This window comes from Streptomyces sp. L2 (assembly GCF_004124325.1).
Lineage (GTDB): Bacteria > Actinomycetota > Actinomycetes > Streptomycetales > Streptomycetaceae > Streptomyces.
This window is the reverse complement of sequence record NZ_QBDT01000001.1, coordinates 1,398,927-1,423,552: the sequence shown is the minus strand read 5'-3', so window position 1 is coordinate 1,423,552 and position 24,626 is coordinate 1,398,927. Positions and strand designations below refer to the sequence as shown.

Here is a 24,626-nt window from a genome sequence, read left to right as displayed (position 1 = left end):
CCACCGCCATCACCGCCGTCGGAAGCCAGATGTCCGCAGCGGGACAGTGGTTCCAGCCCGTGGAGCCCTCGCCCGACGCCTCGATCCGGCTCTTCCTGCTGCCCCACGCGGGCAGCGGCGCCATCATCTACCGCGACTGGGAGCGCCTGCTGCCGCCGGACATCGCCCCGCAGGCGGTCACCCTGCCCGGCAGGCACAACCGCCGTGAGGAGGAGACGTACGAGGACTTCTGGCCGCTGCTGGACGCCCTGCACGACGCGGTCCTGAACGAACTGGACGACCGCCCGTTCGCGTTCTTCGGCCACTGCCTCGGCGCGCAGCTGGCGTTCCGGCTGGCGATCAAGATGGAGGAGGAGGGCGGCCCGGCGCCGCTCATGGTCGGCATGTCCGGCTGGTCGCCCGTCGGCTTCTTCAAGCCGACCGAGGAGCAGAGCCGGATGCCCGAGCCCGAACTCGTCGAGTGGATCAAGAAGTTGGGCTCGTTCCCGGCCGAGATCTATGACAACCCCGAGATGCTCGCCCTCGTGGTGCCGGCCCTGCGCGCCGACCTGCGGGTGGCGGGGGACTACGACGACGACGGCGCCGGCGTCAGCTGCCCGCTCGCCTCCTACGGCGGCCGCAGCGACCCGCTCCAGGAGACCCCGGACGCCATGACCCACTGGGCCGGGCGCACCCCGGCGTACCTGGGCCACAACGAGTACGAGGGCGGCCACTTCTACATCGACACGCACGCCCAGGCCGTCACCGCGCACTTCGCGCACCGCCTTCAGCGGCTGGCCGCCGAGGCCGCCCGCTGACGGCCGAACGCGCCCACCGGCCGCCGAATCCCGCCCACTGACCCGCCGGTCCGTGTCAGCGCCGTGTCAGCGGGGTGCGGGACAGTGGTGCGAAAACCGTCCCAGCGCCTGCTGTTCCGTGCCCCGCCGCGCCCGCGGACACCCCACCGGCACGCCCCCCACAGCACGAAAAGAACGACCTAGGAGGGTCGTACATGACCACCGAAGCGGAACTGACCGGCAGCGCGGCCGCCGCCGCACCGCCACCGGACATCGAGGAGGCCGAGGGCAAGCCTGCCTGGGGTGCGCTCCTGGTGGTGCTCGCCGGCCTCTTCATCGCCAACGTCGACTTCTTCATCGTCAACGTCGCCATCCCGTCGCTGCAGAGCGACATGCACGCCACCAGCGCCGAGATCCAGCTCGTCGCGGCGACCTTCAACATCGGCCTGTCCGCCATGCTCATCACCGGCGGCCGGCTCGGTGACCTCTACGGCCGCCGCAAGGTCTTCGCCATCGGCCTGGCCCTGTTCACCCTGTCCTCGGTCGTCTGCGGCATCGCCCCCAACATGGGCGAACTCATCGTGGCCCGCGCGGTGCAGGGTGCCGCGGCGGCGCTCGTGATCCCGCAGGTACTGGGCATCCTGACCACCGCCTACACGGGCAAGGCGCGGGTCGCCGCGTTCAACGCCTACGGCATCACCATGGGTGCCTCGGCCGTCTTCGGGCAGCTGATCGGCGGTCTGCTGATCAAGGCCGACATCTTCGGCTGGGACTGGCGGACCATCTTCCTGATCAACCTCCCGATCGGCGCTGTCGTCCTGCTGCTCAGCCCCAAGCTGGTGCCCGAGTCCAAGGCCGAGGGGCACACCGGGCTCGACTGGACCGGTGTGGTCCTGGTGACCGCCGGTCTCACGGCCGTCGTGCTGCCGCTGGTCGAGGGCCGCGAGCAGGGCTGGCCGACCTGGACCTGGGAGTGCCTGGTCCTCGCGGTGCCGCTGCTCGCGGTGTTCTGGTACACGCAGCGCCGCAAGGCGGCCCGCGACAAGTCGCCGCTGGTCCACCCGAGCCTGTTCGAGGACCGCGCGTTCGGCGTCGGTGTCGTCTCCCTGCTGGTGTTCTTCGCCGCGATGGCCTCCTTCTTCCTGGTCCTCGCGCTGTACCTGCAGGAAGGCCGCGGGCTGTCCGCGCTCCAGTCCGGTCTGCTGTTCATGCCGCTCGGCCTGGGCTTCTTCATCGGCTGCGCGCAGGCCCCGAAGGCCGCGGCCAAGCTGGGCAAGCAGGTCCTGACCGTCGGCGCGGTGCTGCAGGCGGTCGGCAACATCGCCCTGGCCGTGACCGCGTACGAGCTGGACAGCACCGGCGCCGTCGCCTGGTGCATCCCCGCCATGGTGGTCGCCGGGTTCGGCATGGGCTTCGTCGTCGCCCCGCTGGCCTCCCTGGTCCTGGAGGGCGTGGCCCCGCACCACGCGGCCGCCGCGTCCGGGGTGTTCTCCACCGCCCAGGAGATGGGCAACGCGATCGGCGTCGCGGTCATCGGTGTCGTCTTCTTCGGCGTGGCCGGACAGCACGGCACCGGGCACACCTACGCCCACGCCTTCGGCGAGAGCCTGCTCGTGCAGGCCGGGATCTGTGTGCTGGTGGCGCTGCTGGTGCAGTTCCTGCCCAAGGCCAAGCAGGCCGAGGCCGCCTGACGCGGCACCGGAGAAAGAGGAAGCCCGACGGGGGCCGGCGAATTCCGCCGGCCCCCGTTCCGCTGTCCCGGAACGTGGTGTCGCAAAGTGAGCGGCTCAAAACGTGTCAGTGGCCCATCAGATTCTTGTCAGGGCCCCTCATCAGGATGTCCCCAACGCTGGAAGAACGCTGGAAACCAGCCAACGGAGGGACTCCCATGTCCACAATTGATCAGTTGCCGGCCTGGCCCATGCCCCGCTCCTGCCCGTACGCGCCTCCGGACGACTACGCCGGCCTGCGCGAGAAGCCCCCGCTGAAGGTACGGATACGCGGCGGCGAGGCCTGGCTGGTGACCCGGCACGCGGATGTCCGCCAGGTCCTCAACGACCACCGGTTCAGCGCCGACGACCAGCAGCCCGGCTTCCCCATCCGCATCCAGCTGCCGCCCGAGCCCGGCATCATGTCCTTCAGCCGCATGGACGACCCCGAGCACGGCCGGCAGCGCCGCATGGCGATGACCGAGTTCACCGCCCGCCGCACCCGCGCCCTGCGCCCCGAGGTGGAGGCCCTCGTCGAGGGTCTGCTGGACGAGCTGGAGCGCGGCCCGAACCCCGTCGACCTGGTCAAGAGCTACGCGATCCGGCTGCCCTCCCTGGTGATCGCCCGCATGCTGGGCGTGCCGGAGCAGGACGAGGCCGCGTTCACCGAGCAGAGCCAGGTCATCCTCTCCCAGGAGGCCAGTCCCGAGGTGACGTACGCGGCGTTCGTCGAGATGTCGCAGTACCTCGACCGGCTCGCCGCCGAACGCACCGCCCACCCGCGGGAGGACCTGATCAGCCGGCTCGCCACCCGCTATGTCGCCACCGGTGAGCTGACCCACCAGGAACTCGTGGCCATGGCCCGCTTCTTCCTCGTCGCCGGGCACGAGACCACCGCCCACCAGATCAGCCTCAGCGTCCTCAGCCTGCTGCGCGACCCGGAGCAGCTCGCCGCACTCCGCGCCGACCCGTCCGGGTACAAGAACGCGGTCGAGGAACTCCTGCGCTACTGGTCCATCTCCCAGGACAACCAGGTGCGGGCCGCCGTGGAGGACGTGGACCTGGGCGGCGCGCTGATCCGCAAGGGCGACGGCGTGATCGTCGCGATCCCCGCGGCCAACCACGACGAGGCCGTCTACCCCGGCGCCGCCCGCGTCGACATCCGCCGCGACGCCTCCGGCCACCTCGCCTTCGGCTACGGCCCCCACCTGTGCCCCGGCGCCTCGCTGGCCCGCATGGAGCTGGAGGTGTGCCTGAGCGCGCTCTTCGCCCGCTTCCCCACGCTGCGCCTGGCGGTGCCGGCCGACGACGTCCGCTTCCGTGAGCACACCATCGTGTACGGCCTGGAGGAACTCCCCGTCACCTGGTGACGGACCGGGACGCACCCCGCGCGTGCGGGCGACACCTCCCCGGTTGCCCCGGATCACCCCGGACCCCCGCACCACACCGGTGTCAGCCGCGTGTCAGTGCCGGGTCAGCCGGTCTTGGCAGAGTCATCCGTGTCGCACGCTCCGCCCCGTCCGGCCCGCCGGCCGGGGTGGCCGATGCCGTCCGAAAGTCCGCCGCCCGTGCGTCCGACGTGAGGAGAACGCCCGCCATGGCAGACACCGCCGCACCGGGCCCCACCAGGGCCCTGATCCTGGCCAACCCGGCCTCCGGCAGTCACAGTCCCGAACTCGTCAGCGACGTGAGGGAGTTGTGCGCGTCAATCCTGGAGCGCACCGAGGTCCACCTGACCACGGCACCCGGCGATGCCACCGGTGCCGTACGGCGGGCCCTGGAGCGGACGGAGGGCGCACCGGACCTGGTCGTGGCCATCGGCGGGGACGGCACCGTCCGCGAGGCGGTCCAGGGGCTCGTCCCGGCCGCGGGCCGGGCGGCCCTGGCCGTCGTACCCGGCGGCACCGGCAACTCCGGCTACAAGATGCTCTGGGGCGAGCGCCCGTGGAGCGAGTCCCTCAAGGCGATCCTCGCCGACCACGGCATCGGCGGCAGCGCCCGACTGCGCCGGCTCGACCTGGCCCGCCTCGCCGAGACCCGCAACTACGTGTACCTCGGGGCCTGTTCCGGGGTGATCGCCGACGCGCTGATCACCGCCCGGGACCTGCCGCTGAAGGGGCGGGAGCGCTACGCCCGCGCCTACGCGGACACCGCCGCCGGCTACCCGCCGTATCCGGGCCGGGTCGTCGTCGACGGCCGGGTGGTGCACGAGGGCCCGACCGTCCTCGCCAACGTGGGCGGCGGCCCGTACCGCGGCGGCCGGTTCCTGGTCCTGCCCGACTCGCTGCTCGACGACGGACTGCTCGACGTCTGCGTCATCGGCGGCGAAGTCCCGGCCGAGGACGTGCCCGGACTGACCCTGAACGCCGAGCACATGAACCATCCCGCCACCGTCTACGCCCGCGGCCGCACCATCACCGTCGAGCGGACCGACGGCGGCCGGCTCCCGCTGGAGCACGACGGCGAGTACCAGCCCGGCATCGGCGGCTCGGCCACCTTCGAGGTGCTCCCCGGGGCCCTCCCGGTGTGGGCCCCGGCCACCGCCTGACGCCACCGCCGGCACCCTCGCCGTTCGCCATTCCAAGCCACTTGTCAGCAATGCACGACACGCAATACACGAGGAGAAGGCCCGCATGAGCGACCTGACCACCACCGTCACCCAGTACCTCGACATCTGGAACGAGGCGGACGCCGAGAAGCGTGCCGCGGCCATCGCCGAGCTGTTCACCGCCGACGCGCCGTACATCGACCCGATGGCCGCGGTCGAGGGCCCCGAGGGCTTCGCCGCCGTGGTGGCCGGCGCCCGCGACCAGTTCAAGGGCCTGTCCTTCGAACTGCACGGCGCCGTCGACGCCCACCACAACCAGGCCCGCTTCCAGTGGGGCCTGGTGACCGCGCCGGGCACCGAGCCCATCGCCATCGGGTTCGACGTCCTGGTCACCGACGAGCACGGCAAGATCAAGGCCGTCTACGGCTTCCTGGACAAGCTCCCGGCCGCCTGATCCCCACACACACCGCGGGAGCACCGGGGCGACGGTGCTCCCGCGGTCGTGTGCCCCCGGTCGACGGCACGCGCCGAGAAGGCAGGAAGGAAACGCCATGACCGCTGTCCTCGGCGAGAGCGTCGCCCGGGCGCTGTGCGCCGACTGGGCCGACCAGGCGCCCGCCCTGCCCCGTCCACGGCAGGGCCGCGCGCCCCTCGACACCCCGTTGCGCGAACTCTCCCACTGGGCCGCGACCCTGCGCCCCCAGGACATCCCCTGCCGGGTGCTGAAGCTGGCCGCCAGCCAGGTGCTCTCCCAGATCGCCTCCATCCGGGCCGGCCTCCAGCACCCGCTGGGCCGCAAGCTGGTGGCCGCCTTCGGGCACCCCATGCAACGCGACCCGCGCCAGGCCGCCGGGGTCTTCGCCGCCCTCGGCTCCTGGCTCAACCTGGACGACACCGCGTACGCCGGACACCTGTCCAACTCCACGGTCGCCGTCCCCCTCGCCTTCGCCTATGCCCGCCAGCTGGACGGGCTCTCCCTGCTCACCGCGGTCGTCGCGGCCAACGAGTGCGCCGCCCGCATCACCGCCTCCGCGACCCTCGGACCACTGCGCGGCCAGAGCGCCGTGCACACCCACCTGGCCGGCGCGGTGGCCGGACGGCTGCACTGCGACCGGGCCCCGGCCGCCCTCTACGAGAACGCCTTCGGGCTGGCCTTCGCCATGCCCAACTGGCCACTGATGCGGGCCTTCCTGGCCAGCGACGCCCGGCTGTTCAACACCTTCACCCCGGTGCGCACCGCGATGGACGCCTGCGACGCGGCGCACGCCGGGCTGCGCGGCGCGCCGGACATCATCGAGCACGGCGACGGCTTCCTGGCCCGGTTCGCGACCGTGCCGCTGCCGCAGGCGGTCGCCAAGGGGCTCGGCCGGCGCTGGCACACCGACACCCTGTCGTTCAAGATGCACCCCGGCGGCCCCGGCATCGACGCGGCCGTGGACTGCGCCGCCGAGATCCACCGCGAACTCGGCGCCCTGCGGCCACGGGACGTCGCCGAGGTCGTCGTGGAGGCCTCCCTCTACACGCTGTTCGCGGGGGAGCGGGCCGCCCGCTACGTCACCGGCCCCGGCTCCCCGCTCGGCGCGCTGGTCCTGGACGTGCCCTACCCGGTCGCCACCACGCTGCTCACCGGCGAGTTCTCGGTGGACGACTTCTCCTCCCCGCACCTGGACGACCCCGACCGCTGGGCGCTGGCCCAGCGGATCCGGCTGGAGCACGACACCGAGATGACCCGCGAACTCTTCCTGTCCGACGCCCCGTTCGGCGAGGCGGTGCGCGAGGCGGGGGAGCAGGCCGTGCCCTGGCTGCGCGGGTTCGGCGGGGACGAACTCGTCGATCTGATCGGGGCATTGCAGGCCGACGACCGGGACTTCTCCCGGTCCACCAAGGCGACCGGCGCGCGGGTCACCGTCCGGCTGACGGACGGCCGTACGGTCTCCCGGTCCCGGCTGATCCCGGTCGGCGCGGCCGGCCCGGAGACCCGGGCCGCCCACGCCGATCTGGTGCGGGAGAAGTTCCTGTCGGTCGGCGGCGCACCCCAGGTCGCCGACACGGTCGGCGGCCTGCACCGGATGCGCCCCCGCGCGGTCCGCCGCTGGATCGAGACGGCCTTCCTGGACTGAGCCTCCCGCCCCGGCGGACAGTGTCAGGCGCCGTGCGTCATCACGTCGTCCGTGCAGCTGACGTGGATGGTCAGGTCGGCCGGCCCCGCGTCGCGCCACTTCGTGCCGTCCTGCCTCCCGCCGTGCGGCTTGTGTCCCTGCTGCTCGCGCCACCAGGTCGACTTGTGCACGGCGACGATCCAGCCGGTGGCGTGGTCGTTCGGGCGGTTCTCCAGGACGTCGGCCGCCTCCTCGGACAGCCGGGTGCCGGGCCGGGAGGCGGTCAGCGCGTACCCGCCGCCGTACGCGTGCTGCATGGCGGGGCACATCACCTCGTGCGGGGTGCCGTCGGCACCGCCGGGGACGACCTTGCCGGTGATCTCGCGGGGCGGCTGCGGCGGGTCGGCGACGGCGACGGCCGGGGCGGCGGCGCAGCCGAGCAGGGCCAGGGCCGCCGCGGCGGCGAGTGAGGCGCGTGGTGCGGTCATGCTGGGGCTCCTCGAAGGGGGAGGGGACGGGGTCCGACCATTGGAGCCGCCCTTCCCGACCTCGTCGTAGCGAACACGCAGCGTTACCGCCTATCGGGGTAAAACGGTCAATCTTTCGAGAAAGCGCCTCCAAATCGCTACATTGTGTGATTCACTGCGGGTATTCCGTCACTCTACGTGGTCGCCGGGTGCTGCCTTCCGCGCGCGCTCCGGCGCCCCGTGCTGCCCCGAGGAGTCCCATGACCCGCAGAGGGATCCCCCGCCCGAGGAGATGGACGTTCGCCGCCGGCTGCGCCGCGCTCGTCCTCTCCGTCACCGCCCCCGCCGCGTTCGGCTCGTCCCCGCACGTCACCCACGGCGTCGACCCCCTCCCGCACGGCGTGCACATCAGCCGCGACCGGCTCGCCGCAGAGGTCCGCCCCGCCGAGGTGAAGGCCCTGGGCCGGGACCGCGCCGAGCAGCTGGCCCGCGACCGCATCGGCCTCGCGGCCGTCGACCGCGGCTACCCGCAGCCGCTGCGCACCCGCAGCCTGAACGAGCACGCCGACTCGCAGGCCGCGTACAACGCCGCCTTCACCGCCGCGCGGTCCGGCCGGTTCGCGGAGTACTTCTCCAGCCCCGACTTCGGCGACCACGTCGCCCTGCTGCCGACCGGCAAAGTGCTGCTGTTCTCCTTCGAGTCCGTCGAGGACAGCCCCAACAAGGAGACCGCGCCCACCGAGGTCATCGGCCGCGACAACGCCGGCCGCGCCTACGTCTGGGACCCCGCCAAGGGCACCGCCCCGAGCGCCTTCAAGGCCGTACCGCCGCCCGTCGTGAACATGGACGACGGCCTGGACGAGCCGCGGCCCGCGCCGGTCTTCTGCGCCGGCCACTCCTACCTGCCCAACGGCATGGTCGGCATCTTCGGCGGCAACCTCGGCGGCAACCACGGCACCGGCGCCCACCTCGCCCTGGTCTTCGACCCGTGGAAGGAGACCTGGTACCGCCAGCAGGACCTGGCCGAGGGCCGCTGGTACCCGTCCGTCGTCACCGGCGCCGACGGCCGGCAGTTCATCACCTCCGGGCACGGCGACATCGGCTGGGGCAAGCTCTCGCAGAGCATCGAACGCTTCCCCGCCAAGAACACCCCCGTGTCGTACGACCCCTCGGCCACCCCGAAGGGCCAGGCCCTGGACCGGTGGCCGATCAAGGCGGAGTACTCCACCGACTACCCGCACCTGTTCTCCCTGCGCGACGGGGACATCTACGGCTTCGGCCGCAACTACGACGAGCAGTTCGTCTTCGACCCGCAAAGCGAGACCAGCCGGCCGCTGCGCAACCGCCCCGGCGGCGGCATGCGCAACTACGGCTCCGCCGTCGCCCTGCCCAACCCCACCCCCGGCCAGGGCCCCGACTCGGTGCTGATCCTGGGCGGCGACCGCAACGACCCGAAGACGTACAGGTTCTCCGGCGGCCGCTGGACCGAGGACAGCTCACGCGCCTTCGGCCGCACCCAGGACGACACGCTGATCTTCCCCGACGGGCGGCTCTTCACCGTCAACGGCGCCTTCGACATCCGCGACTACGGCAAGGGCCAGTACAACCCGAACGCCGACGACTTCTGGCGCAAGACCGAGATCCGCGGCGCCGACGGCACCTGGCGGTCCGGCCCCGAACAGCGGCTGCCGCGCGGCTACCACTCCAACGCGGTGCTGCTGCCCGACGGCCGCATCATGATCACCGGCGACGAACTCCAGGAGATCGCCAACAACCCCGACATCAAGTCCGGGATGAACGGCACCATCGAGATCTACGAGCCGCCGTACCTCCACCAGGGCGGCACCCGGCCCGTCCTGACCAGCGTGCCGCGCGGACCGGTCGGCTACGACGACACCTTCGACGTCGACTCCGGCACACCCGACCTGATCGACAAGGCCGTGCTGATGGCGCCGGTCACCTCCACCCACTCCGTGGACACCAGTCAGCGCCGCATCGAGCTGGAGATCACGCAGACGGCCGGCAACACGCTGCGGCTGCGCACCCCGCAGTCCACCGCGGACGCCCCTCCCGGCTACTACCTGCTCTTCCTCCTCGACAGCAGAGGCGTGCCGAGCATCGCCAAGTGGGTGCATCTGCGCCCCGGTTCCTGACCGGCCGGCCTCCCGGCCTCCCCCGCCGCCCGGCCCGGGCGGCCCCGCCCACGGGCCGCCCGGGAGCCTTTCGAGCCACCTTCTGTCCCCGCCCCCCAAGGGAGAACCATGACGACCCCCCAGTCCCTGCGCGACAGCACCGAGATCCAGGGCGACATCCTCGCCGGGTTCAAGAAAGACCACATGACCCTGCTGTTCCTGCAATTCGGCGACCCGGCGGCCGCCCGGAGCTGGCTGACGGACCTGGTCCCGCGCCTGGCCACGACCCAGCAGGTCGCCGCCTTCAACGCCAAGTTCAGCGAGGCCCGCCGCAACTCCATGGGCGCCGACCCGGCCACCCTGAAGGCCACCTGGCTGGGCCTCAGCCTCACCTATCCCGGCATCGCCCACCTCACCGCCAAGCGGGACCTGCTGCCCGAGAACAAGGGCCGCGGCACGATCGGCGCGTTCGTGCAGGGCGCCGCCCGCCGCTCCGAGGTCCTCGGCGACGTCGACTGCAGCGAGTCCGCGCGCTGGATGTTCGGCGCCGGCCACAACCAGCCCGTGCACGCCGTGCTGACGATCGCCGCCGACGGCAAGGACGACCACGACGGCGAACTCAGGCGTCAGAGCGAGGCCGCCACCCGCGCCGGCCTCGTGATCGTCTACCCGCAGCCCGGCGCCACCCTGCCCGGCACCCGGCGCGGCCGCGAGCACTTCGGCTTCAAGGACGGCGTCAGCGAACCGGCCGTCGACGGCATCGACGACGACCCCGAGGGCGGCCACCTCCTCCCCGCCGACCTGTTCGTGCTCGGCGCCTCGGGCGGCGCCCTGCCCGAGGGCGTGCCCGAGTGGATGCGCAACGGCTCCTTCCAGGTCGTACGGCGGCTCGCCCAGGACGTGCCCGGCTGGTGGGCGCAGGTGACCACCGAGCTGCAGAAGCTGAAGACCGCCAAGGCGGTGCCCGCGGACACCACGAGCGAATGGCTCGCCTCCCGGCTCGTCGGCCGCTGGCGCTGCGGCGCGTCCATCGCCAACCACCCCGACGCCACCCGCGATCCGAACATCGACCCCGACAACGCCATCAGCTACGCGCACGACCCCGACGGCCTCACCACCCCGCTCTTCTCCCACCTGCGCAAGACCAATCCGCGCGACGGGCTGATCGACGACGGACAGCCCGTCGACGAGAAGGAGTTCCTCGACCAGCGCCGCATCATCCGCCGCGGCATCCCCTACGGCGCCCCGTTCGACCCGTCCTCCGAGAACGGCGGGCCCGACGAACCCCGCGGCCTGCTGTTCATCTGCTACCAGGCCGACCTGGTGCGGCAGTTCGAGTTCATGCAGCGGAACTGGATCAACACGTCGAACTTCCCCCGCGACCGCGATCCGATGCCCGGCCCGGACCCGATGGTCAGCGGCGAGCTGAGCAAGATCGGTGACGGGCACGTGGCCTTCGAGACCGCCCCCGAGGGCGAGCGCAGGACGACCATGCTGCACTTCAAGCCGTTCGTGAACACCGAGGGCTCCCTCTACGCCTTCACCCCCTCGCTGACCACGCTCCGCAAGCTCGGCGAGGGCCGGCTGGACGGCGCGGCGGTCTCGGGCGGCGGTCAGACGACGGGCGGGCAGACCGGCGGGCAGGCCGGCGGGGGCGGGGAGCAGGTCCAGCCGGCTCCGGTGGACGAGATCCTGCCCTGGCCGGACGTGCCCGGCCGCTACTGGGCCTTCTCCGGCCGCACGGTACGCGTCCTCACCACCGGCCCCGGCGAGCAGGACCAGCTCACCACCGGCTCCGACGACGCCACCGGAACCGTCATGGGCTCCGGCGCCGACCTCGCCACCTGGCCGGCCCTCGCCGGGGTCGAGCGGGTCGACGCCGTCTGGCCCGTCCCCGACGAACAGGACATCAACGGCGAGAGCAGCTACTGGCTCTTCCACACCGTGAACGGCACCCAGGTCTACCGGCGGATCAACATCGCCCACGACGCCCGGCACAGCAACCGGCGCGTCGGCGACGACGGGCCGCTGACCCGGTGGAACTCCTTCGGCGGGGACGTCCAGGTCACGCACGTCGACGCGGTGCTGCCCGTGCCCGATCTGCAGCAGGTGAGCGGGCGGTCCCAGTACTGGCTCTTCCACACCACCCCGCAGGGCTCGCGCTACCGGCTCGTCTCCGTCGCCGACGGCGGCCGGCACACCGACGGCATGGACCGCGGCGACCGCGACCTCAGCAAGTGGGGCTCCTTCCGGGGCGTCACCCGGCCCGACTCCTTCGTGACCGTCCCCGGCCGGTTCCGTGACGACGGCCGGACCTGGTGCTGGCTCTTCCACGGGCAGCGGTACCGCGTCATCTGCGTCGCCGACGGTGCCGGCCACCCCGACACCCTGGTCCGCGAGGACCGCCCGAACACACCCTGGTTCCGTCGGAACTGACGCCCCGGCCCCGGCGCACGGCCCGGCGGAGCAGCCGTCTCCGCCGGGCCCGTACCGCACAGCCCGCGAGCAGCCGTCTCGCGGTACGAGCGAGTAACCCGGAATGGGAGGGGTAACCCATAACGATCGCTCTTCATCCCTTGTGCGAGCCGGTGTCCCCTCTAGCCTCCGGGCATGGCATTTCTTTCCGGCCGTCGCAGAAAAGTGCGGCTCGCCCCCGAACTCGACGACCAGGACCTCGGCAAGCTCCTGAAGTCCCTCCTGGCGACGACGAAGACCGGCATGATCGCGACGACCGACCTGTGCGTGGCCCAGATATCCCGGCTCCTGGACCAGGACACGGACGACTGGGACCGCCGCACCCACCGCATGGCCGTGCTGGCGGACTACCTGTCCGCCACCCAGCTGGCCCGCGCCTGGGCCGGCCGCGAACCACGCAACCCCGGCGCACTCGTCCTGCACACCTGGACCCAGGTGGCCCACGGCCGCACCCAGGGCCGGCTGGAGGACCCGGCCGGCGCCGTGGACACCTGCCTGCGCGCCGCCGACATCGCCCCCGAGGACCCCACCCCCTGGGTGGCCCTGCTGGGCGTGGCACGCCTCGAACGCTGGGAGCAGCCCCAGGTGTTCGGCGTGTGGAACGAGATCCTCGCCCGCGACCGCTGGAACCGCGAGGCGTACCTCAACATGCTGAGCTACCTCACCCCGGAGGAGGCGGGCTCCCGTATCCAGGTCCTGGACTTCGTGGACGCCCTGCGCGCCCGCATGCCGGCCAACGCTCCTTGCGCGGGCATCGAGTTGACCGCGCAGGTCCTGCACTACCACGCGGTGCTCGCCCGCGGCGGATTCGAGGCGCTGGTGGCCCGCAACCACTGGTCCCAGACCGCGGCCGCGGCGGCCCTCGACCGCGCCGCGCACGGCTGGGCCCAGCCCGGCTTCCTCCGCCACGCCGGCGCGACGGCCGACCTCAACCTCCTCGCCTACGCCCTGATGGCCGCCGACCGCCGCCACGAGGCCCGCCCGGTCTTCGAGACCCTGGGCGGCATCGTCACCGCCTGGCCCTGGCAGACCGCGGGCGACCCGGTGACCGAGTTCGAACAGGCGCAACGAAGGTCGGGCGCGGCCGTCTGACCCGCTGACAGGACGGCCGCCGGCCGGGTTCAGCCCGCCCAGGACCGCAGCAGGCGCTCCCGTTCCGCCGTCCGGGGCGAACCGCCCTCCCACGCGCGGCCCCACTCCGCCATCTCCGCGAGCGTCGTGGCCATCGTGGCGGCGCCTTCCGTGAGGCGGGACAGGAGGGTGAGCGAGAGATCGGTCTCGGTGGGGGAGTAGCCGACGGCCGCGGCGGAGTACGCGGACAGCTCGTGCTCACCGGCGGCGGTGCCGACGCGGACCGTCATCATCGGCGGGGCCTCGTCCACCCGGCCGTGGCCCATGGGCAGGGCCAGCTCCTTCACCGTGTCCAGCGCCAGGCCCGTGACCGCGCCGACCTGCCGTCTCAGGGTCTTCACGGGGACGTCCGTCACGGTCAGGGCGCGCACGTCCTCCCACAGGTGCAGCCCGGACTGTCCGTCCCCGAGCCCCAGCACGGCCTCAGGAGTCAGGCGCACCCCGGGGGCCAGGCCGGCCGGCTTCGCGCCCACGTACACGTCGCCCTCGGCGATCCAGAACAGCCCCACCATGGCCATGGCTTGCCCACTTCCCCCGACGACGGCACGCCGTCGTGTCACACATCGAACGATCAGGTCGTTCTCCGCAACGCGCGAAGGGGCCGGGAAGTTCCCGCCCCAGCCCCTCACGCAGAGTGACACCCGCAGATCAGTCGCGCACCGGGCTCAGCGGCCGATGCTCAGTAGCCGATGATCGGCAGCCGATGCTCAGTAGTCGATGCGGTCCGACTTGGCCAGCCACGCGTCGAACGGCGCCGTGCGGTTCGGCAGGTCCAGGTGCTCGACCCGCGTGGGCCACATCGACTGGGGCTTCTTGTCGAACAGGTCGTAGAACTTGCGGTCGTCGAATCCGGCCACCGCGGCGTCGTGCCGGTCGGCGGCGTACACGATCGCGTCGACCCGCGCCCACAGCGCCGAGGACAGGCACATCGGACACGGCTCGCACGACGTGATCAGGACACAGCCCTCCAGCGAGAAGGTGTCCAGCTCCTTGCAGGCGGCCCGCATCGCGCTGACCTCGGCGTGCGCCGTCGGGTCCAGGGTCGCGGTGACCTGGTTGTTCCCCAGCGCGACGACCTCGCCGTCCTTGGCGATCAGGGCGCCGAACGGACCGCCGCCGTTCTTCACGCTGTTCGTGGCCACTCTGATCGCCTCTTCCATCCAGGCGTGCTGCAGTTCCTGGAGGCTGGTCTCTTCGGTGTGCGCGGTCACGGTCACTCCTTCTCGGAATACGGTGGGGATCTCCCCGGATGCTCTGCCGTGCGGGACACCGCTCGCGGGGCGACAAGTGGGGCACCACGGCCTCGCGGGTGCCCGCAGCTTCGCTGCTCGACTCGTTGCTTGTGTGAGGAGTACACAGGTAAACGAGGGGTGTCAGCTAGGGGTGGAAAAACTGAAAACCCCGCAGGCTGGAACCGGGTATTCGTAGACTTCTACAAACGCCGGGCGGCAGCGCTCAGCGGCCGGCCTGTTCGAAGGTCCGCAGCAGGTCCGCCGCGACGCTCACCGCGATCGTGGCGGGCTCCTTGCCGGTGATGCCGTCCAGCCCGATCGGGGTCTTGATCCGGTCGATGGCGGCGTCGTCGTGGCCGCCCTCGGTGGCCAGCCGGTGCCGGAACCGCGCCCACTTCGCGGCCGAGCCGATCAGCCCGATCGAGCCGAGCCCGTCGGTGCGCAGGGCGGCGTCCGCCAGCGCGGCGTCCTCCGCGTGGTCGTGCGTCATGATCAGGACGTGGGTGCCGGGCGCCAGCTCCTGAAGCACCTCCTCCGGGAGCAGCGGCGTGTGGTGCACCCGGACCTCGGCGACCGCGTCCGAGAGCAGCACCCCGAGCCGCTCGTCGGTGAGCATGTCGGACCGGCTGTCGACCAGGTGCAGATCGAGGTTGTGCCGGGCCAGGATGCGGGCCAGCTCCAGCCCGACGTGCCCGACGCCGAACACCGCGACCGCCGGCACCACGGGCAGCGGCTCCAGCAGGACGGAGACCGCCCCGCCGCAGCACTGCACCCCGTGCCGGTTGGTCACCTTGTCGTTGAGCTTGAACTCCATCAGCTCCGGCTCCGGACCGGGCGCGCCCATCAGCTCGCGGGCCCGGTCGATCGCGACGGCCTCGATGTTGCCGCCGCCGATGGAACCCCACGCCTCGGTCCGGCCCACCACCAGCTTGGCGCCGGCCTTGCGGGGCGCGTGACCGCGCACGGCCGCGACGGTCACGAGCACGCCGGGTTCCCGGCGGGCCCGCAACCGCGCGACCGCGGCGACCCAGGTCATGTCAGGCATGGCTCAGGGCATCGGCGGCGGGGACCCCGCCGCCCTCGTGGACGTCGGCGCGGCGGGCCGCCTCGACCGCCCAGTACACGGCCTCCGGGGTCGCCGGGGAGGCCAGCTCCAGGCTGACACCGGCCGGCCCGAACGCCGCCGCGGCCTGCCGCAGCGCCTCCCGCACCGAGAACGCCAGCATCAGCGGCGGCTCACCGACCGCCTTGGAGCCGAACACCGCCCCCTCCTCGGTGGCGTTCTCCAGCAGCGTGACGTTGAACTCCTCGGGCATCTCCGAGAAGCTCGGCAGCTTGTACGTGCTCGCCGCCTGGGTCAGCAGCCGGCCCCGGTTCGGGCCGTCACCGGTGTCCCAGCGCAGGTCCTCCAGCGTGAGCCAGCCCGCGCCCTGCACGAAACCGCCCTCGACCTGACCGATGTCGATCAGCGGGGAGAGGCTGTCGCCGACGTCGTGCACGATGTCCACCCGCCGGATGCGGTAGGCACCGGTGAAGCCGTCCACCTCCACCTCGGTCGCGGCGGCGCCGTGCGCGAAGTACTTGAACGGCGAGCCCTGGAACGCCTGCGCGTCCCAGTGCAGACCCTCGGTCCGGTAGAAACCGGCCGCCGACAGCTGCACCCGCTGGAAGTACGCGGTGTGCACCAGTTCGTCCCAGGCCAGCTCCTTGTCGCTGCCCAGGGCGCGCGCGACACCCTCGACGATGCGCACGTCCGAGGCGCTCGCGCCCAGCTGCGTGGCGGCCACCTGCAGCAGCCGCTCGCGCAGCTGCTCGCAGGCGTTCTTCACCGCGCCGCCGTTCAGGTCCGCGCCCGAACTGGCCGCCGTGGCGGAGGTGTTGGGCACCTTGTCGGTACGCGTCGGAGCGATGCGCACCTTGTGCAGCGGGATGCCCAGCGTGGTCGCGGCCACCTGGAGCATCTTGGTGTGCAGGCCCTGGCCCATCTCGGCGCCGCCGTGGTTGATCAGGACCGAGCCGTCCTTGTAGATCAGCACCAGCGCGCCGCCCTGGTTGAAGGCGGTGAGGTTGAACGAGATGCCGAACTTGACGCCGGTGACCGCCAGCGCCCGCTTGGTGTGCGGGTGCGCGGCGTTGAAGGCGGCGATCTCGCGCTTGCGGTCGGCGATGCCCGCGTCGTCCTGGACCTGGCGCCAGATGGCGGAGATCCGCTCGGGTTGGGTGACCGGCTGGCCGTACGGCGTCGTCTGGCCCTGGCCCGGCTGGTAGAAGTTGCGCTCCCGCAGCTCCATCGGGTCCAGGCCGAGCAGCGGCGCGCAGCGGCCCAGGATGTCCTCCATCACCAGCATGCCCTGCGGGCCGCCGAAGCCCCGGAAGGCGGTGTTGGAGACGGTGTTGGTCTTGGCGATCCGGCCGGCGACGCGCGCGTTGGGGATCCAGTACGTGTTGTCGATGTGGCACAGCGCGCGGGCCAGCACCGGCTCGGACAGGTCCAGGCTCCAGCCGCCGTCGGCGACCAGGGTGGCGTCCAGCGCCTGGATACGGCCCTCCGCGTCGAAGCCGATCTTCCACTGGGCGTGGAACCCGTGCCGCTTGCCGGACATCGTCAGGTCCTGGGTCCGGTTGAGCCGGAACCGGACCGGGCGGCCGGTCAGCTTGGCGCCGAGCGCGGCGATGGCCGCGAACCCGTGCGGCTGCATCTCCTTGCCGCCGAAGCCGCCGCCCATCCGCAGGCACTGCACCGTCACCTCGTGCGAGGGCACGCCCAGGATGTGCGCGACGATCTCCTGGGTCTCCGACGGGTGCTGGGTGCTGCTCTGGATGAACACCTGCCCGTTCTCGTCGATCTGGGCCAGCGAGGCGTGCGTCTCCAGGTAGAAGTGCTCCTGCCCGGAGAACTGGAACTCGCCGCTGAACACGTGCGCGGAGTCGGCGAAGCCGGCGTCGACGTCGCCGGTCACCATCACCGGCCGGGCGCCGTGGTAGCTGTCCGCCGCGATCGCGTCCTGCAGTGTGACCAGGGAGGGCAGCTCGTCCAGCTCCACCTCCACGGCCGCCGCGCCGAGCCGGGCCGCCTCGACGGTCTCGCCGAGCACCCAGGCGACGGCGTGGCCGTGGAACATGACCTCGTCGGGGAACAGCGGCTCGTCGTGCTTCATGCCGGCGTCGTTGACACCGGGCACGTCGGCCTTGGTCAGCACGCGCACCACACCGGGCACGGCCAGCGCCGGTTCGGTGCGCAGGGCGGTGATCCGGCCGTGGGCCTTCATCACCTGCACCGGGTAGGCGTGCAGGACGTCCTTGGTGCGGTACACCAGGTCGTCGGTGTAGAGCGCGGTGCCGGTGACGTGCAGGCCGGCGCTCTCGTGCGGCATCGCGACACCGACGACGGGCTTCTCGGGACGCTCGGACAGATGGCTCATGACGACACCGCCTCAGGGGTCTGTGCGTACAGCTTCAGCAGGCTCTGGCCGAGCATCGCGGCGCGGTAGCCGGCGCTGGCACGGTGGTCGTTCATCGGGGTGCCCTGGGCCCGCAGCACCTCGGCCGCGGCCTCGACGGTCTCGGTCACCCACGGCTTGCCCTCCAGCGCCGCCTCGGCGGCCAGGGCGCGGATCGGGGTGGCGGCCACGCCGCCCAGGCCGATACGGGCCTTGCGGACGATCCCGTCCTCGATGTCCAGCGCGAACGCGACCGCCACGCTGGAGATGTCGTCGAAGCGCCGCTTGGCGATCTTGTGGAAGGCGGTGACCGGGGCCAGCGGCAGCGGGATCCGCACCGCGCGGATCAACTCGCCGGGGCGGCGCACGCTCTGCCGGTACCCGGTGAAGTAGTCGGCCAGCGGGACCACCCGCTCACCGTCGGCGTCGGCGAGGACCAGCGACGCCTCCAGCGCGAGCAGCACCGGCGGGCTGTCACCGATGGGGGAGCCGGTACCCAGGTTGCCGCCGAGGGTCGCGCTGTTGCGGATGAGCCGCGACGCGAACTGCGGGAACAGCTCCGCCAGCAGCGGCACGCTGCCGTCCAGGCGCCGCTCGATCTCGGTGAGCGTCTGCGCCGCACCGATCTCGATGTGGTCCGGCTCCACGCGCAGCCCGCGCAGTTCGGGCAGCCGGTCGACGGCGACGACACAACTCGCCCGCCGCGCCCGGATGTTGACTTCCACGCCCCAGTCGGTGCTGCCGGCGACCACGACCGCGTCGGGCCGCTCGCGCAGCAGCCGCGTCGCCTCGGCCAGGCTGTCCGGACGTACGAACACGCTGTCGTCCTGGGCGTATTCGGTGGCGACCGGCTCCGGCGCGGCCTCCTCGCGGCGCAGCGCCAGCGGGTCGTCCTCGGTGGGCTCCCCCACGGCGAAGGCGGCGTCGCGGATCGGGCGGTACCCGGTGCAGCGGCACAGGTTGCCGCTCAGCGAGTGCAGGTCGAACCCGTTCGGACCGTGCTCGGCGTCACCGCCGTCGGCCGGCTCGGCGCCCTCGCCGGCGTGCGCGCACCGGCCGGGCCGGTAGTACTCGGCGGCCATGCTGCAGACGAACCCCGGCGTGCAGTAGCCGCACTGGGAGCCGCCGCGGACCGCCATCTCCTCCTGCACCGGGTGCAGGGTCGGCGCCGTACCGGCCTCACCGGGGGTGGCGAGGCCCTCGGCGGTGACGATCTCCTGACCGTCGAGGGAGGCCACCGGAACCAGGCAGGCGTTGATCGCCACCCAGTCGGTGGGCTTGTTCACCCCGGGCCGGGCCACGAGGACCGAACAGGCACCGCACTCGCCCTCGGCACAGCCTTCCTTGGTCCCGGTGAGCCCACGCTCACGCAGGAAGTCGAGAACCGTCGTATGGGGTGCGGCCGGGGCGATCGGCGCCGTCTTCCCATTGACCGTGATCCGCGCCGCTACCATGGCACATCCTCATTTCGGAGCGCGGGCGTACAAAAGATGCTGGTCGCCATTTCAGGGGCTTTCTTATTCGGTGGCGAGGCTGAAGCGTTGAGAACCCGGGCAGAAATCAGCACGGAACGGCGTGCCGCCGGCGGGTGAAAGAGATCAGAAAAGACCGGGGCCCCTCATCGGGCGCTCCGGGAAAGGCTGTTCAGCAGCCGTGTGCGACACGACCCGGGACCCAGACGGTCCGCTGCGCGAGGCGATGCAGGTCGGAGATGATCGACATCCGACTTCGCCTCCTTCCGGGCAGCTCTCGAGTCGGTTCGTTTGAAAATACGATGGCCCGGGCCCACCGGTCAAGGTCCGGCGGTCGCCCCTTGCCTTCCCACTGGCCGGTAGGCCCCCGCCCGGCGCCGAACCCCCGGCAGGCGCGCCACGCGATTCCCTCGGCCCGGCCAGCATCTGCGAGGAATGGAGGCGCGATCTCATCGCATGTGCGACGCACCGGATATTCTCGCCCCCGCATTCCTTTTGAGATCACCGATCGGCGGGTGGACGCGTTGGACCTGTTGGGCGCGTCATCAGAGCTTCGAGTGCCTCGCTGAGGTAGGCGCGGAGTTCCCCGCCCTCCTCCGGGGGCAGGACCGAGGGCACCGCGTGTCCGAGTTGGGCGTGGCCGAGATAGACGGTGTAGGCGAGCAGCGCCCGGCGGCGGGCCTCCGGTTCGGGGAATCCGAGGCCGGCGAAGAGCCGGCCGAGGTAGGCCACCCTGCGCTCGGTCACTCGCCGCATGGCCGCCGCCACCTGGGGGTGTGTCGCGGTGGCGAGCAGGGCGACGTCGAGCGGGTCGGCCGTGGCCGACGCGACGGCTTCGGTGAAGAGCCGGCGGATCCGTTCCGCGGGGTCCGGTTCCGCCTCGACCTCGCTGATGGTGCCCTCGGTACTGATCTGTTCCCAGCGGTCGAGAGCCGCGTCGACGAGGGCGTCCCGGTTGGCGAAGTGCCAGTAGAAGCTGCCCTTGGTGGTGCCGAGCCGGGCCGCGAGGGGCTCGACGGCGACGGCCGCGACACCGCCCTCGCGGATCGCGGCCAGTGCGGCGTCCGCCCAGTCCTGAGCGGTCAACCGGGCTTTCCTGTCCTGCCGTTGCTGCCGTTGCTGCCGTTGCACCATGACCGTACGCTACCGTATGGTCGACCGTACGGTAGCGTATGGAGGTGCCCGATGACTGCGGTACGCAATGTCCACGAGCGCGTGATCGAGGCCCCCGCCGAGGCCGTCGGCGCGCTGCTCGACCGCCTCTCCGCCGCGGACGACCCGCTCTTCCCGGCCCCGGCCTGGCCGCGCATGCGCCTCGACGGCCCGCTCGCCGTGGGCGCGGACGGCGGGCACGGCCGGATCCGCTACCACGTCACGGCGTACGACCCCGGGCGCCGAGTCCGCTTCGACACCCCGCCGGGAGGCGGCCTCGACGGCTATCACGAGTTCACGGTCGCACCGCTGGGCGCGGAACGCTGCCGGGTGCGCCATGTCCTCGTATGCGAGGCGCACGGCCTCGTCCGTCTCTCATGGATGTGCGTCATACGGCCCATACACGACACCATGATCGAGGAGATCTTCGACAACATCGAGCGAGCGGCGGCCGGCGGCGTCGCCCGCCCCACCCGCTGGTCACCGTGGGTACGCCTGCTCCACGGACTCGGCTGGGCCCGGCCCGAAACCGTCACCACACCACCGGCGGCCCGGCTGCTCCGCACCGGCCTCGACCGTACCGACTACGAGGACGCGTACCGCATGGAACTCCTGCCCGGCCTGCCACGCGACCCGGCGGCCTGGACGGGCATCCTGCGCAACACCTTCCCCGTCCTCGCCCGGTCGGGCGGCGAACTGCTCCTGGACGTGAACACCGGCGGCCTGACGGCCCGGGCCTCGATCCTCGTCGATGACCACCACGTCACTCTCAGCACGGCCGTCCAGACCGACGGCCCCCGCGCGCGCCTCTACTGGGCCGTGGTCAAGCGCGTCCACCCCTTCATGGCCCGCACCATGCTCCGCCGCACGCACCGCACCTTGGCCCTGACGGCACCCCCGGCCGGCGAACGCCCCCGAACCGCCCACCGCACCCGCACGTGACCCGCACAGCGACGGGCCAGGCAGGGCGCGGCGGCACCTGTTTGTAGATGTCCAGGACGAGACCAGTCAACGCTGTGACCTGTCACCATGAGGGGGATTGAGGAGGTGGAATGCGCGCCAACCCGTCTGCGCTGGCGGCCGGAAGGCGCCATTCAGTAGGACGGCGCTGGGACGGATCCGTTCTCGCCGTGGGCGATACCGCAGCCGCTGAATGTCGTGTCGAGCGATGGGAAGACGTCGTCGCGGTGGCAGCCGGCAACGTCCACGCGGCCACGAACACGGGCAGGTCTCATACGGTGGGACTCCGGTCGGACGGCACGGTGCTGGCAACAGGGTGGAATGGCGATGGGCAATGTGATGTCGCCGGATGGCGAGGCGTCACGGCCGTGGCCGCAGGCTGGCGCCGCACGCTCGGGCTACTCGCGAATGGCCGCGTGCTGGCAGTTGGCAGGGGTTCAGAAGGACAGTGTGACGTGCGGTCCTGGCGCGAGATGGTCGCCGTCTCGTGTGGTGACTGGCACTCGGTCGGCGTCCGGTCGGACGGTATTGCACTGGCCGCGGGGAACAACCGACGAGGACAGTGTGCCGTTGAAGGGTGGCGTGACCTGGCCGCCATTTCGGCCGGATATCTCCATACCGTCGGCCTCAGAGCCGACGGACGGGCAGTAGCGACCGGAGACCGGGCAACCGGGGCGTGCGCGGTCGATGAGTGGGAAGACGTGGTGGCGCTCGACGCGGGCAGCTACCACACCATCGGAGTCACAGCGTCCGGACGGGTCCTCGGAGCCGGAGACAACAACTACGGACAGTGCGAAGTCAGCGATTGGCGCGACATCGTCGCCGTTGCTGCCGGTGCAACGCACACCCTCGGCCTGCGCGCCAACGGCACAGTCGTGACCACAGGGAACAATGCCGACAGACAGTGCGAGGTCAATGCCTGGTCCGGAGTCCAACTTCCATAGGCCTGAGCCCGCGTCTTTGATTCCGGTCAAGCATGCCAATGCCCGGTCCTTGTTCCACGTTCCACGTTCGCACCGCGTCCCCCCCCGGCCTCCTTGCCCAGACCCGCGCGCCCCTTCGTCTCCGGCACCGGCGTTCAGTCGGCGATGTCGACTCCGTATCCGCGTGCGAGGACGTCGAGACGGTGGTCATAGCCCTGGCCGACGGCTCGTAGGCGCCAGACCGGGCCTCTGCGGTAGATCTCCGCGAGCAGCATGGTGCGTTCGGTGGTGGCGGCGTCCAGGGTTGCCCAGGCGAGAGGTGCCCCGCTGCTACCGGGTGCGGCACCGATTTGAATCGCACCGACCGTCCCGAAGGTGGCGGCGCCGTCAATGGCCGCGGCGACGACGACCTTGCGCGTCGCGGGCGGCAGGGATGCCAGGTTGAGGGCGATGGTCTGTTCGGCAGGGCCGCCGGTCAGCAGTCGCACCGTTCCGGCGGGGCTCTCAGGAGCGCCGTAGAAGATGAAGTCCTCGTCGCAGGTGACCTGTTCGTCCTCGTCGAGGAGAAAGGCGACGACGTCGATCTCGTAGCCGCACCGCGAGGCCCAGCTTGCGGTGACATACCACTCCTGCGTGGGTCTGCCGTGCGGCATGGGCAGGTCGATGACACCGCCTCTCGACAGCACGTGCGGCTCCTGAGACCGGAGCGCCGCCCCAGCCGGGGCGGTGGCGGTCGGAGCGGTGAGCCAGTGGAGGCCGTGCACGGGGAGTTCGAGGGCGGTGACGCGGCTCATGCGCCGGTCGCCCGGCCCTCCCTCCACGAGTACGACGTCGGTGACGCTGGCGGACAGGTTGACCGCCGCGGACCCGCCCAGTTCGACGACGCGGGTGCGAGCCGCCGCGGCATCGGCGTGGACGCCACCGAGCACCAGCACGCGATGCCCGGCCAGAGGCTTGCCCGAGGGAACGGTGGTGGGCACCGGTCGGGGTGGAGCGGGTGCCGACACACCGGGGGCGGCCGCAGGAAGGGCCGCGGCTCCCGGGACGGGGGCAGCAGAGGTTGTGGCGGTCGGCACGGCGGAGGTCGTGGCGGGCGCCGACTCTGCGACCCCCACGACTGGTTCTGCTTCCGCCTCAGTCCCGGGGGTGACAATGAGGGCTGTCGCCTCATGTGCGGTCCCCGGCCGTACGTCGGCCAACAGCCTCAGGAAGGCGTGCTCGTCGACAACCGGCACTCCTTCGCCGAGTGCGCGTCGGGCCTTTGCCGAACCGGACGACGGTTCATTGGTGACCAGCACGCTGGTGTGCCGGCTGACGGAAGTCATCATGTTCAGCCCGGCGGCGACCGCCCGTCCGACCAACTCCGCCCGGGCATGGGCGGTCTCACCAGTGATCGCGACTTTCATCCCCTGCTGGAGCGGTCCGCCGGGAGCCAGCCGTCCCGGATTGCGGTAGGCGCAGGGAGTCTTCGGTGGCTTCGGCGTGAACTGCGACTCCGCCCGGGGCGGGCAGGCCACCAGCGGCAAGGGCAGATCGAGCCGCGCCGCCTCGCGCAGCGACGCCCGCAGGATCCCGGCCAGCACTCGGGTGTCGTCCAGCGCATCGTGCGCACGCTGCTGGGGGACGCCGTAATGGGCGGCGAGAGTACCGAGCTTCATGTCGTCCGTCGGCGGATCCACCTGGCGATTCAAAGCCAGGGTGCACAGCCGCTGCGACACCGGCAGCCACATCCGCGCACGAGCGAACTCGCAGGCCAGGAAGTCGTAGTCGAACTGGGCGTTGTGGGCGACCAGGACCCGGTCCTGAAGCATCGCCCCGATTCGCCCGGCCACCTGGTCGAACGTCGGCGCACCGCGTAGTCGCTCGACCGTCAGCCCGTGCACCTCCACCGGTCCCGGATCACACCCCGGATCCAGCAGTGTCGAGAACTCCCCGGTCTGCTCGCCGTCCGGACCGATCGTGATCACCGCGACGGACAGCACGCGATCTCGCCGGGCTATGAGACCCGACGTCTCCACATCGACCAAGGCCCAGTCGTAGCCGTAGTCGCCCGTCAAGGGCACATCGGAGGAGGTGGAGAGGAGACTCATGGTGGCAAGGATGATCCGAC

At 71.7% G+C, this 24,626-nt stretch carries 19 protein-coding genes; 11 read left to right on the top strand and 8 right to left on the bottom strand.

The features are described 5' to 3' along the window. Positions 1-29 precede the first annotated feature (29 nt). The 6 genes from DBP14_RS06050 to DBP14_RS06025 all read left to right on the top strand — a co-directional run bounded on the left by DBP14_RS06050 (position 30) and on the right by DBP14_RS06025 (position 7,153). Positions 30-797: a thioesterase domain-containing protein gene (locus DBP14_RS06050; RefSeq protein WP_129311708.1), complete on the top strand. Its 768-nt coding sequence runs from the start codon at positions 30-32 to the stop codon at positions 795-797. Between the two features lie 194 nt (positions 798-991). Further along, complete coding sequence (locus DBP14_RS06045) at positions 992-2,467, top strand: MFS transporter (RefSeq protein ID WP_129306003.1); 1,476 nt, start codon at positions 992-994, stop codon at positions 2,465-2,467. A gap of 197 nt (positions 2,468-2,664) precedes the next feature. Next, a complete protein-coding gene (locus tag DBP14_RS06040) occupies positions 2,665-3,855 on the top strand; it encodes a cytochrome P450 (RefSeq protein ID WP_206739212.1) in 1,191 nt (396 codons plus the stop codon). A 227-nt stretch (positions 3,856-4,082) separates the two neighbouring features. Further along, the gene (locus DBP14_RS06035; RefSeq protein WP_129306002.1) at positions 4,083-5,033 is read left to right on the top strand and encodes a diacylglycerol kinase family protein; all 951 of its coding nucleotides are present in this window, start codon (positions 4,083-4,085) and stop codon (positions 5,031-5,033) included. Positions 5,034-5,118: 85 nt separating this feature from the next. After that, complete coding sequence (locus tag DBP14_RS06030) at positions 5,119-5,487, top strand: nuclear transport factor 2 family protein (protein WP_129306001.1); 369 nt, start codon at positions 5,119-5,121, stop codon at positions 5,485-5,487. Positions 5,488-5,584: 97 nt separating this feature from the next. Further along, on the top strand, positions 5,585-7,153 hold the full coding sequence (locus DBP14_RS06025) for an MmgE/PrpD family protein (protein ID WP_206739211.1): 1,569 nt from the start codon (positions 5,585-5,587) through the stop codon (positions 7,151-7,153). A 23-nt stretch (positions 7,154-7,176) separates the two neighbouring features. Here the strand turns inward: DBP14_RS06025 and DBP14_RS06020 are convergent, their stop codons facing one another. After that, positions 7,177-7,620 (bottom strand): hypothetical protein, encoded by a 444-nt coding sequence (locus DBP14_RS06020; protein ID WP_129306000.1) that lies wholly within the window; start codon positions 7,618-7,620, stop codon positions 7,177-7,179. 239 nt (positions 7,621-7,859) lie between these two features. On the opposite strand from DBP14_RS06020, the gene DBP14_RS06015 reads away from it, so the two are divergent. The 3 genes from DBP14_RS06015 (at position 7,860) to DBP14_RS06005 (ending at position 13,298) form a co-directional block, all read left to right on the top strand. Then, entirely contained in the window at positions 7,860-9,752 is a 1,893-nt protein-coding gene (locus tag DBP14_RS06015; protein ID WP_129305999.1) for a galactose oxidase early set domain-containing protein, read from the top strand. Positions 9,753-9,860: 108 nt separating this feature from the next. Beyond that, a complete protein-coding gene (locus DBP14_RS06010) occupies positions 9,861-12,167 on the top strand; it encodes a Dyp-type peroxidase (protein ID WP_129305998.1) in 2,307 nt (768 codons plus the stop codon). A 174-nt stretch (positions 12,168-12,341) separates the two neighbouring features. After that, entirely contained in the window at positions 12,342-13,298 is a 957-nt protein-coding gene (locus DBP14_RS06005; protein WP_241740819.1) for a hypothetical protein, read from the top strand. A 29-nt stretch (positions 13,299-13,327) separates the two neighbouring features. Here the strand turns inward: DBP14_RS06005 and DBP14_RS06000 are convergent, their stop codons facing one another. From DBP14_RS06000 to DBP14_RS05975, 6 genes are all read right to left on the bottom strand, one after another. Further along, the gene (locus tag DBP14_RS06000) at positions 13,328-13,855 is read right to left on the bottom strand and encodes a hypothetical protein (RefSeq protein ID WP_129305997.1); all 528 of its coding nucleotides are present in this window, start codon (positions 13,853-13,855) and stop codon (positions 13,328-13,330) included. Positions 13,856-14,044: 189 nt separating this feature from the next. Next, entirely contained in the window at positions 14,045-14,548 is a 504-nt protein-coding gene (locus tag DBP14_RS05995; RefSeq protein ID WP_129305996.1) for a nucleoside deaminase, read from the bottom strand. 244 nt (positions 14,549-14,792) lie between these two features. After that, positions 14,793-15,605, bottom strand: coding sequence for a xanthine dehydrogenase accessory protein XdhC (gene xdhC, locus DBP14_RS05990; RefSeq protein WP_129311704.1), 813 nt, complete (start codon positions 15,603-15,605; stop codon positions 14,793-14,795). Between the two features lies 1 nt (position 15,606). Further along, positions 15,607-17,991 (bottom strand): xanthine dehydrogenase molybdopterin binding subunit, encoded by a 2,385-nt coding sequence (xdhB, locus tag DBP14_RS05985; protein ID WP_129305995.1) that lies wholly within the window; start codon positions 17,989-17,991, stop codon positions 15,607-15,609. Continuing rightward, positions 17,988-19,463: an FAD binding domain-containing protein gene (locus tag DBP14_RS05980; protein WP_129305994.1), complete on the bottom strand. Its 1,476-nt coding sequence runs from the start codon at positions 19,461-19,463 to the stop codon at positions 17,988-17,990. The genes xdhB and DBP14_RS05980 overlap by 4 nt, the downstream gene beginning before the upstream one ends. Before the next feature lie 519 nt (positions 19,464-19,982). Then, entirely contained in the window at positions 19,983-20,615 is a 633-nt protein-coding gene (locus tag DBP14_RS05975; protein ID WP_129305993.1) for a TetR/AcrR family transcriptional regulator, read from the bottom strand. A gap of 51 nt (positions 20,616-20,666) precedes the next feature. Between DBP14_RS05975 and DBP14_RS05970 the strand changes: the two genes are divergently transcribed. Both DBP14_RS05970 and DBP14_RS05965 read left to right on the top strand, forming a co-directional pair. Beyond that, the gene (locus DBP14_RS05970; RefSeq protein ID WP_129305992.1) at positions 20,667-21,575 is read left to right on the top strand and encodes a DUF2867 domain-containing protein; all 909 of its coding nucleotides are present in this window, start codon (positions 20,667-20,669) and stop codon (positions 21,573-21,575) included. Positions 21,576-21,685: 110 nt separating this feature from the next. After that, positions 21,686-22,537, top strand: a complete 852-nt coding sequence (locus DBP14_RS05965) for a chromosome condensation regulator (RefSeq protein WP_129305991.1) — start codon at positions 21,686-21,688, stop codon at positions 22,535-22,537. A 134-nt stretch (positions 22,538-22,671) separates the two neighbouring features. Here DBP14_RS05965 and DBP14_RS05960 read toward each other — a convergent pair whose 3' ends face one another. Continuing rightward, entirely contained in the window at positions 22,672-24,606 is a 1,935-nt protein-coding gene (locus DBP14_RS05960; protein ID WP_129305990.1) for a TerD family protein, read from the bottom strand. Positions 24,607-24,626 lie beyond the last annotated feature (20 nt).

Coding starts and splice junctions, on each gene's coding strand:
- DBP14_RS06050 (WP_129311708.1), top strand. CDS start 30: ATGTCCGCAGCGGGACAGTGGTTCCAGCCCGTGGAGCCCTCGCCCGAC.
- DBP14_RS06045 (WP_129306003.1), top strand. CDS start 992: ATGACCACCGAAGCGGAACTGACCGGCAGCGCGGCCGCCGCCGCACCG.
- DBP14_RS06040 (WP_206739212.1), top strand. CDS start 2,665: ATGTCCACAATTGATCAGTTGCCGGCCTGGCCCATGCCCCGCTCCTGC.
- DBP14_RS06035 (WP_129306002.1), top strand. CDS start 4,083: ATGGCAGACACCGCCGCACCGGGCCCCACCAGGGCCCTGATCCTGGCC.
- DBP14_RS06030 (WP_129306001.1), top strand. CDS start 5,119: ATGAGCGACCTGACCACCACCGTCACCCAGTACCTCGACATCTGGAAC.
- DBP14_RS06025 (WP_206739211.1), top strand. CDS start 5,585: ATGACCGCTGTCCTCGGCGAGAGCGTCGCCCGGGCGCTGTGCGCCGAC.
- DBP14_RS06020 (WP_129306000.1), bottom strand. CDS start 7,620: ATGACCGCACCACGCGCCTCACTCGCCGCCGCGGCGGCCCTGGCCCTG.
- DBP14_RS06015 (WP_129305999.1), top strand. CDS start 7,860: ATGACCCGCAGAGGGATCCCCCGCCCGAGGAGATGGACGTTCGCCGCC.
- DBP14_RS06010 (WP_129305998.1), top strand. CDS start 9,861: ATGACGACCCCCCAGTCCCTGCGCGACAGCACCGAGATCCAGGGCGAC.
- DBP14_RS06005 (WP_241740819.1), top strand. CDS start 12,342: ATGGCATTTCTTTCCGGCCGTCGCAGAAAAGTGCGGCTCGCCCCCGAA.
- DBP14_RS06000 (WP_129305997.1), bottom strand. CDS start 13,855: ATGGCCATGGTGGGGCTGTTCTGGATCGCCGAGGGCGACGTGTACGTG.
- xdhC (WP_129311704.1), bottom strand. CDS start 15,605: ATGACCTGGGTCGCCGCGGTCGCGCGGTTGCGGGCCCGCCGGGAACCC.
- xdhB (WP_129305995.1), bottom strand. CDS start 17,991: ATGAGCCATCTGTCCGAGCGTCCCGAGAAGCCCGTCGTCGGTGTCGCG.
- DBP14_RS05980 (WP_129305994.1), bottom strand. CDS start 19,463: ATGGTAGCGGCGCGGATCACGGTCAATGGGAAGACGGCGCCGATCGCC.
- DBP14_RS05975 (WP_129305993.1), bottom strand. CDS start 20,615: ATGGTGCAACGGCAGCAACGGCAGCAACGGCAGGACAGGAAAGCCCGG.
- DBP14_RS05970 (WP_129305992.1), top strand. CDS start 20,667: ATGACTGCGGTACGCAATGTCCACGAGCGCGTGATCGAGGCCCCCGCC.
- DBP14_RS05965 (WP_129305991.1), top strand. CDS start 21,686: ATGCGCGCCAACCCGTCTGCGCTGGCGGCCGGAAGGCGCCATTCAGTA.
- DBP14_RS05960 (WP_129305990.1), bottom strand. CDS start 24,606: ATGAGTCTCCTCTCCACCTCCTCCGATGTGCCCTTGACGGGCGACTAC.